Genomic DNA, 8819 nt, shown 5'->3' on the forward strand with positions numbered 1-8819 from the left:
TCACAGGAGGTGTCCCATGAAAATCATCTTGGACCGGTTGTTGCTGCTGATCCTGCTGCTCAGCCCGCCTGTTTTCGCCCAGGACAGCGAGGCCATCTACTTCAGCATGGGGGTGCACAACAAACTGGGGTGTAACGAAAAGAACGGCAACTGCATCGCCAAGCGTTCCGTGGGCGAGCCTTCCGATCCGTTTTTCCCGGCCTACTGGATCAGCGACTGGACCATGTACCGGGTGATGCACAACTACGAGAAAAACCCGCCGCCCTACAGCAATCCACCCACCACCCTGACCCCGGCGGACTACACCGTCTCTCGCGGCACCAGTTACTACGACACCGCCTACATCCCGCCGGATGGCGACGGCTTCGGCGCGATGATGGAACACTACGAGAAATACTGCCTGCCGATCTTCCCGATCAAGAACAACAACTACACCTGCTCCTTCGTGTCGCTGGGTAACAAGGCCTACTTCCTGACCTATCCCCAGGACCGTCCCAAGGACATGCCGGCCTGCTGCATGTTCTCGCCGATGAACCACCCACCACGGCAGGATTTCATCAAGCACCTGCCCTACAGTGCCGCGCGCAGCCAGAACCTCAATGGCAGCGTGCAAGCCTATGCCCTGGATGTCGACTCGCCACAAGGCCCGATCCTGTTCGGCTACGCCTTCTACAAGAACGTCACGGGACAACCGCCCTACCGGCATCCGCAATCGTTCTATTTCTCCGGTGATGCCAGCGTCGCCAACGCCCCCATCGTCAGCCAGAACTACACCAACTTCCGCATCGCCAAACCGGACCCGGCCCAGACCTGGGCGCAAGTGGCCGCCATGTGCCCGGCGAATCCGCCGCCCTGCCAATTGTTCGAGCCACCGGCGTCACAGAGCAACGGCCAAAAGGCGCAGTGGAACAAGCTCATGCAACGCAAACCCTGAATAACGACGAAGGATCGCCATGAAAACCACATTCCGTTTCTGCGTGATGTTAGTGGGCCTGGCCAGTCTGTCGGGCCTGGCCCGGGAACAGGCCATGCCGTCGACGCAGGCCAGTAACCTGAGTTGCCAACCCCCCAGCACCGCGCCGGTCGCCACCGCCAGTCAGGACCAGTTCGATCAATACAGTTGGCAGATGTTCATCGCTTTGAACTGGCCCGCACAGGACGGGCAACGAGGTGATCCCGACTGCGCCAAGCAGCTTGGGGATCCCGGCTACACCGTTTGGCAAACCTACAAGACCGTGGAGGAAATCTTTCTGCCGAGGGGCGCCAATCCTGGCCCGTGGAATACCCCGCAGACCGCCAAAAGCCTGGGCATCATCAACATCGCCGCGCTGAAGAACAGCACCCTGGTGAATGCCGTCGACCAGGCCGTCGGCGGCTGGCTGATCGACCAGGCAGGTAACCCGACCTACTACGACATCTCGGCCAACGAGACGTCCTACGACTACATCGTCAACAACAACTTCTATAACGCCGACGTCGTTTCCAAAGCCAATAACATCAACTTCCCCAACGGGGTCATCGAGGTCAAGTCGAGCTGGCGCATCCTCACCCCCAACGACAATGCCAGCCACTACCTGACCATGCTGGCGCGCGTGGCCACGTTCAACGACCAGGGCCAGCGCAGCGGTGTCACCGAGGCCTACCTGGGCCTGGTGGGCCTGCACATCATCACCAAGGTCAATGGCTATCCACAGTGGATCTGGTCGACCTTCGAGCAGATCGACAACGTTCCGCCCAAGGAACTGGTACACGGTGAGTGGGTCGACCAGCCGACACCCGGCACAACCTATTCCTACTTCAACCCCACCGCGCCCCTCGTCAGCCTCAACCAGTCACCGTGCGACTGGCAAACTCAGGGTGGGCAACTGGTCTGCGTACCCAAACCCGGCACCACGTTCCAGACCCCGAACCCGCTGAACCGGGTCACCCCGATTGCCGAGATCACCAACGGGGTAAACACCAATTACCGCACCAACCCGGACGTGCAAAAAAGCGTGTTGAAGTACTACCAGCTCATCACCACCCAGCGTCCGCTGATGCCGGACAACCCCAGCAATCCACTGGGCCAGCCGACCCCGTCGCTCTCGGCCAACGTCACCATGGAGAGCTACATCCAGCCCAACAGCAGCTGCATGAATTGCCACTCCATGGCGACACCGGTCAAGAGCCCCTACAAGGCCGATTTCTCCTACATGTTCAAATTCGCCAACGCGCCTGTCGGCAAAACCACCAAGGACGAGGAATAGATCATGAGCATTCTCAATGGACCACGCCTGAATTTCTGGGGCGGCATCCGCACGGACGTCAGCCTGCCGAACAACTCCCCCACCATTCCTTACGACGGCAATGAGGAATGGCCCCTCTTCGACCTGACCACCTCGACCCTGGCACCGACTGCCCAGTCTTACACCGACGATCAGCTGAACAACATGATCAACGCGCCCGACGGCGACTACTACACCGCCGGCGGCTGGAATCACTATGGGCAGCATGTCGTCGACATGCAGAACGCCTTGATCAGTTCCCAGGGTAATCCGGGCAGCATCAGCACCACCGGCGACATGGTGGGCCAGCCGGTTTATCTGCTCGGCTCGGTGGACCCGGTGACCGGACAAGGCCCCGTCTCCGGCCCGATGATGGTGGACCTGGACCCCACCTCCTCAACGACCACCCAGATTTTCGTCGGTGGTCTGCAAATTGGCGGTAACAGCGACATCCAGTTGCTGATCCGCAGTAATACCGTGTGCAGCAGTTTCGACGTGGCGGGACGTGTGCTGTTGCCCGCGAAAATGGATGCGCCGGGATCTTTCCACGCCAGCGGTACGTTTCAACTGACCTTCCCTTTGAGCAGCATCGTCAGCTGGAACCAGAACAGCAGTGGCCTGCGCTCGATCATCCAGGCACCGGGTGCGACCGGCATTGTCCTGCGTTTCGTCATGTTCGAAATGTGCCCCACGATGACCACCGAACAACTGGACGCCGATTATGCCGCCGGCCGATACACCCCCAACCCGAGCATCGGCAGGGTCATCGGTACGCTGGCCCCGGCCTTCGCCGACGAGCCGCTGAACTGCCAGCCGGGCCGGCAACTGGTCAACCAGAGTACGGGGAATGCCGGCTATGCCGACCTGGGCGGCAACGGTTACCTGAGCATCGACATGGTGAACGTCATTCCGAAGCAAACCTTCAGGGCCGTCAGGGACGATATCACCAGCCCTATCGGGCCGAACGCGAACTACGGCCCCGTCACCATCACCGCAGGCACCACTGAACTGGCCACCCTGGACCCGACCAACCGCTTTTTATTCGACTACTACGTGTATGGCGGCATCGTCGACCTGCCCCTGACCGCCAACCAGCTACAGGCAGTGCAGACCACCGCCCTGGCGATCAACGCGCCCGGCAAGGTCGCCGGTACCACGTTGCAAGCCACCGAATCGACCTATCGGGTGTATGCCGATCAGCGCAACGTGTATCTGGAGGACTACCCCAATGGCCTGTCGATCACCTTGCAGGTCAGGTACCTGGGCGGTCCGGTCCCCAAAGCCACCGAAATCGACCTGCAGGCCGCGGCTCCTGCTGTGTACGATGAGCCGCAATACTGGGACTTCCTCGACTTCCCTGCATCGCTGACCGTCAACCCCGGCCAACTCGCAATCAGTTTCCCCGTCACCGTCAAACCCGGTAGCGCCGCCCAGGCGGGTTTTGTCGCCTTGACCTACACAGCCAATGGCCTTCCAAGCAGCGGCTACTTCACCAGCTTTCGCAAATACGCACAGACCGACTTCGGCATTCCCGCGGGCACCCACATAACCTGGGAGCTGATGTACCCGAACGTCCTGCGCTTTCACTACCTGGCCTTCCCCGCCATGTCGCGCTACATCCCGCTGAATCAGCCCGACGCGGTCATGGGCGCCAAGAACCCCATCCTCGCCCGAACTTCGGATGCGTACAAAGGCACCACTCTGTTCATGCCCGTGGTGCGCTCGATGTCGCCCTGCCAGCGGGCGCTGCTCCGGGCTTATCTCACCGGTGAACCGTGGCAACCGCCGCAGTAGCCGCATCCATCCCTTATTCATGGAGAGAGCCCTATGCCCATTCCCATTAATATCCCGGCGCGGCCCAGAGAAACCCTGTGCCCGAGCACCATTATCGCCGAAGGCCTGCTGAACCCTCGGGGCATTTGTGCGCAGGCCGATGGCAGCCTGCTGCTGACCGAAGCCGGCTCGGGCCTGCCGGAACAGCCCTTCAGCGGTCGTATCAGTCGACTGCGACCGGATCCGCACAGGCCCGACGCCTATCTGCCCGGCGAGATACTGGCGCAAGGTTTTCGCGCCATGAACATGCAGGCCCGCATGCTGCGTGATGAAATCATGGGGCTGTCGGACATCGCCTGCGGTGACGGGCGCTGCCTGGTCAGCCAGACCGATTACGTCGAGGGTTCCAAACTGCTGGACCTGCAATTCACACCGCCCGAACCGGTGTTTCACAGCCGTGGCAATCTGAACGCGCTGTGTTACCACCCGACCCGCCGCAGTTGGCTGGCGGTCAAACCCGATACCAATCAGTTGGTGGAATTCACCAGCGGACAGGACGAACGCGTGCTGGTCCAGTTGCCCGAACTGGAGCAGGGCCAGGAAGCTGTCCCGGTGACCCTGGTGTACGAACCTGCGACCGACGCAGTGCTGATCAGTCTGTTTTCCGGAGAGTTGCAGGGCGACCCGACGCGCAAGGGTATCGACTTCGCCGAGAAGGCCGGCCAGGTGATTCGGGTCTGGCCTGACAGTGGGCAAGTCGAGCTCCTGATTCGTGGCCTGCAACTGCCCACCGGACTGGCGCTGTGTCCGAAGGGCAACGTGTTGGTGCTGGAGCTCTGCGACCGCCTGCAGCAACCCTTGCCACCCGACTGGAACGGCGAACCGCTGCATGGCGGCTTTACCCGTTTTACCGGGCGACTGCTGAGCTGCAACTTGCATACCGCCCAGGTCGCCGTGCTCGCCCGCGACCTGGATACCCCTTCCAACCTGTGTCTGCTGGAGGATGCAGTGCTGGTGAGCGAAGGCATGGGATTGACCGGCCGGCCACTGCCCACACCAGACAACACCGTCGTCCCGTTGAGCGGCAGGCTGCGGCGGGTGCAGCTCTGAAAAATCACTATCTGGCGTAAACCCTGTGGGAGCGGCGCACCGCCGCTCCCACAGGTTCCGTACCACATAAGCAACCGATCAAATCCTGAAACTGCCCACCAACTGCTTCAAGCGAGCCGCCTGCTGCTCCAGGTCGGAACAGGCGCGCAAGGTCGAGTGGAGGTTTTCCACGCCGTCCCGGTTAAGGGTGTTGATCTCCCTGATGTCCGTATTGATCGACTCGACCACGGCAGTCTGTTCTTCCGTGGCGGTGGCCACCGACTGGTTCATGCCATCGATCTCACCAATGCGCTGGGTCACGCTATTCAAGCGCTCGCCGGCCAGGTTGGCGACCTCCACACTTTCCAGGCTGTGGCGCTGGCTCTGACTCATGGTGCTGACCGACTCGCGGGCGCCGACTTGCAGCTCCTCGATCATGGTCTGCACCTGTTGTGCCGATTCCTGGGTGCGATGGGCCAGGTTACGGACTTCATCGGCGACCACGGCAAAACCACGCCCGGCCTCGCCAGCGCGCGCAGCTTCAATGGCGGCGTTGAGCGCCAGCAGATTGGTCTGCTGGGAGATGCTGCTGATTACCTCGAGAATCTGCCCGATATTCACGGTTTTGCTATTGAGGGTTTCGATATTGACGCTGGAGGTGCTGAGCATGCCGGACAACGTGTTCATGGCCTGGATGGTTCTATCGACGACCTGCTGGCCGTCCTCGGCCAGCCCCCGGGCATCGCTGGCCTGATGCGACGCTTGCGCTGCGTTGCGGGCAATTTCCTGTGCGGCGGCGCCAAGCTGGTTGATGGCGGCCGCCACGCTACTCGTCCGGCTGGATTGTTCATCGCAATTGAGCATCGACGAATTGGAAGCGCTGACCACCCGCAGCGCCACTTCGTTGACCTGCTCTGTGGCCGAGGAGACCTCGCGGATCGAACCATGAACCCGCTCGACGAAGCGGTTGAACGCCATGCCGAGGATGCCGAATTCATCCTGGGTCTGGATGGTCAGGCGCTTGGTCAGGTCGCCTTCACCCTCGGCGATATCCTGCATGGCCCCGGTCATCACCCGCAGCGGCTGCATCAGCAGGCGAATCAGCATGCTCAGTAGCGCGATGATAATCAGCACAGCGATGAGGGTGGCGACCAGCGCAGAAGCACGGAACTCACTGAGCATCAAAAAAGCCTTGTCCTTGTCCACGGACAAACCGATGTACCAGTTCAGTGAGGGCAAGCCTTTGATCGGTGCAAAGGTGACGATGCGGTCTTTGCCATCCACCTGAACTTCACTGATATCGCTGCTGATGCGCGGGGTATCTTGCGGATAGACATCGGCGAGTGTCCTCATCACCAGCGCTTTGTCCGGGTGAACCAGAATCTTGCCCTCGCTGCTGACCAGAAAGGCATACCCCATCCCGTTGAAATCCAGCGCATTGATACTGTCGGCAATGGCCTGCAGGCCCAGATCACCGCCCGCGACACCCAGGGTCTGCCCGGCCTTGCTGACGGCGTCGACGACGGTGATTACCAGGTTGCCGGTCGTGGCGTCGAGGTATGGCTCGGTGATGGTCGGGCCAGAGCTCTTGAGCGCATCCTTGTACCAGGGCCGGGCACGCGGGTCGTAGCCCTCGGGCATTTTGGCATCCGGGTAAGTCATGAACTTACCCTCTTTATCTCCCACATAGGTGGCGATAAACGTCGATGCCAGGGCTTGCTGCTTCAGCAATAGCGCGACGTTTTCCGGTGCCGGATTAATTGCCACTGACTGTGAAAGGGTCTCCATCAACAACACTCTGCCATACAGCCAATTGGCAATATTGCTCGCGGTGACATCTCCCATTTCATGCAGATAGCTGTCCAGGTCCTTACGAATCGCATTGCGCTGCAGAGAGTCGTTGTAGGCGGTGAACAACGCGAACGCGACGATGACAATCAGCGAGACGGCCAGCAGGATTTTGTGGCTGAACTTAAGGTGAATACGCATGGCTATTCCGCAGCCCGGGTCAGAAGCTCCAGCGTGCGCTCGAACCGGGCCAGCCCTTCGACCAGGTCCGTCTCGGTCACAATCAAACTGGGGGCAAAGCGCAGTACATCGGGACCGGCCTGCAACAAGATCAGCCCCTGTCCGGCGGCCGCGTTCAGTATTTCCTTTGCACGCCCGCGCCAGCCGTCACTGAGTACGCAACCGATGAGCAATCCCAACCCGCGAACCTGGTTGAACACTCCATACTGCTCAGCCAATTGAGCAAGACGATACTTGAACTGTTCCGCACGTTGCTTGACGCCATCGAGCAAGGCCTGATCGTTCACAAGGTCAAACACCGCTTCAGCCACCGCGCAGCCCAGAGGGTTGCCGCCATAGGTCGTCCCATGGGTGCCCGGCACCAGATGTTGAGCCAGCGCTTCGCGAGTCAGCATCGCGCCAATCGGAAACCCGCCCCCCAGGCTCTTCGCACTGGTCAGAATGTCTGGCTCAACGCCGTAATGCTGGTAAGCAAACAGCTCTCCGGTGCGCCCCATGCCGGTCTGTACTTCGTCAAAGATCAACAGCGCATTGAATTGATCGCAGAGCGTGCGGGCACCTTCCAGGTAAGCACGTTCAGCCGGGAGCACACCGCCCTCGCCCTGTATCGGCTCAAGGACTACCGCGCAGGTTCTGTCCGAGATCGCGTCCTGCAGCGCCGCCAGGTCATTGAACGGCACATGCCTGATCCCTTCGACTCTCGGGCCGAAGCCGTCGGAGTATTTGGGTTGACCGCCCACACACACGGTAAACAGTGTTCGGCCATGGAAGCTGTTCAACGCCGCGATGATTTCAAATTTTTCCTCGCCATAACGATCATGGGCCACCCGTCGCGCGAGCTTGAATGCCGCTTCATTCGCCTCGGCTCCCGAGTTGCAGAAGAACGCGCGGTCGGCAAAGGTTGCATCCACCAGTTTGCGCGCCAGACGTAATGTGGGCTCGTTGGTGAATACGTTGGAGATGTGCCAGAGCGTGTTCGCTTGCTCCGTCAACACACTGACCAGTTTCGGGTGAGCATGGCCAAGCACATTGACGGCGATTCCGCCGGCGAAATCGATCAGCTCACGACCACTCTGATCCCAGAGCCGCGATCCTTCGCCGCGAACCGGGATAAACGGCGCAGGCGCGTAGTTGGGGACCATGACACGATCGAAATCTCCACGATCAACCGGCTCCTGCTGATTTGGTAGGTCGGAGCACCGCGAAGGCTGAGTCATCAACACTGTATTAGTCGTTTGCATGGGGAGCCTTTCAAGAAAGGGAAGTGAGTGCGGTTATTCTCCCTCCACTCAAGCGGCCGACTCGGCTGTTATCCACTGGGCGCTCGACTCAGAATGCTGAAAGTTTCACCTCGGCAGCCGATTCCGTGCTTGCCAGTGCACCCATCGACTCTCTGTTGTCTGGCCCCTTTTTACAGCGTCATCCGCTGTGTCAGGTCGATCACTCCACATAAACAAACGTCGGCTTTGCTGAAAAATTCCATGGCTGTTCGCTCGATGCCACAGGGAACTGGCTGATGCCAGATCCACGCGCGCATGGGGCTTTTCCTCATCCAGTATGGAAGACTTGATATGCCACGTTTTATGCTCAGCACGCTGACACTCGCACTGGCTTTCACGGCAATGATGCCCGTGGTCGATGCCGCCCCTCTGCTCGACCCCACCC

Annotated in this window: 6 protein-coding genes and 1 pseudogene; 4 read left to right on the forward strand and 3 right to left on the reverse strand. The window is 60.3% G+C overall.

Translation table 11 applies throughout. The annotated features are described in order from the left end of the window. Positions 1–16 precede the first annotated feature (16 nt). Genes ACCC96_RS26350 through ACCC96_RS26365 form a run of 4 tightly spaced genes read left to right on the forward strand, consistent with a single transcriptional unit; the run spans position 17 to position 5147 of the window. Positions 17–934 carry a hypothetical protein gene (locus ACCC96_RS26350; RefSeq protein WP_413697347.1) on the forward strand — a complete coding sequence of 306 codons (918 nt, stop codon included), beginning with the start codon at positions 17–19 and terminating at the stop codon, positions 932–934. Positions 935–953: 19 nt separating this feature from the next. Continuing rightward, a complete protein-coding gene (locus ACCC96_RS26355; RefSeq protein ID WP_413697348.1) occupies positions 954–2246 on the forward strand; it encodes a hypothetical protein in 1293 nt (430 codons plus the stop codon). Between the two features lie 3 nt (positions 2247–2249). Then, a complete protein-coding gene (locus ACCC96_RS26360; protein WP_413697349.1) occupies positions 2250–4058 on the forward strand; it encodes a hypothetical protein in 1809 nt (602 codons plus the stop codon). A gap of 33 nt (positions 4059–4091) precedes the next feature. After that, positions 4092–5147, forward strand: a complete 1056-nt coding sequence (locus ACCC96_RS26365; RefSeq protein WP_413697350.1) for a hypothetical protein — start codon at positions 4092–4094, stop codon at positions 5145–5147. Between the two features lie 78 nt (positions 5148–5225). On the opposite strand, the gene ACCC96_RS26370 is transcribed toward ACCC96_RS26365, so the two are convergent. The 3 genes and pseudogenes from ACCC96_RS26370 to ACCC96_RS26380 form a co-directional block, all read right to left on the reverse strand. Next, positions 5226–6104: a methyl-accepting chemotaxis protein gene (locus ACCC96_RS26370; RefSeq protein ID WP_413697353.1), complete on the reverse strand. Its 879-nt coding sequence runs from the start codon at positions 6102–6104 to the stop codon at positions 5226–5228. Then, positions 6084–7115: pseudogene (locus tag ACCC96_RS26375) on the reverse strand (cache domain-containing protein); the annotation flags it as partial. The pseudogene ACCC96_RS26375 and the gene ACCC96_RS26370, both read right to left, overlap by 21 nt. Positions 7116–7117: 2 nt before the next feature. Continuing rightward, positions 7118–8371 (reverse strand): aspartate aminotransferase family protein, encoded by a 1254-nt coding sequence (locus ACCC96_RS26380; RefSeq protein WP_413697354.1) that lies wholly within the window; start codon positions 8369–8371, stop codon positions 7118–7120. Positions 8372–8819 lie beyond the last annotated feature (448 nt).

The sequence above is a fragment of the Pseudomonas sp. Pseusp11 genome (assembly GCF_047304405.1).
In the GTDB taxonomy this organism is placed as follows: domain Bacteria; phylum Pseudomonadota; class Gammaproteobacteria; order Pseudomonadales; family Pseudomonadaceae; genus Aquipseudomonas.

Bases quoted from the DNA above. Each gene is read 5' to 3' on its own strand.
- ACCC96_RS26380 (WP_413697354.1), bottom strand. From the start codon at position 8,371: ATGACTCAGCCTTCGCGGTGCTCCGACCTACCAAATCAGCAGGAGCCG.
- ACCC96_RS26350 (WP_413697347.1), top strand. From the start codon at position 17: ATGAAAATCATCTTGGACCGGTTGTTGCTGCTGATCCTGCTGCTCAGC.
- ACCC96_RS26355 (WP_413697348.1), top strand. From the start codon at position 954: ATGAAAACCACATTCCGTTTCTGCGTGATGTTAGTGGGCCTGGCCAGT.
- ACCC96_RS26365 (WP_413697350.1), top strand. From the start codon at position 4,092: ATGCCCATTCCCATTAATATCCCGGCGCGGCCCAGAGAAACCCTGTGC.
- ACCC96_RS26360 (WP_413697349.1), top strand. From the start codon at position 2,250: ATGAGCATTCTCAATGGACCACGCCTGAATTTCTGGGGCGGCATCCGC.
- ACCC96_RS26370 (WP_413697353.1), bottom strand. From the start codon at position 6,104: ATGGCGTTCAACCGCTTCGTCGAGCGGGTTCATGGTTCGATCCGCGAG.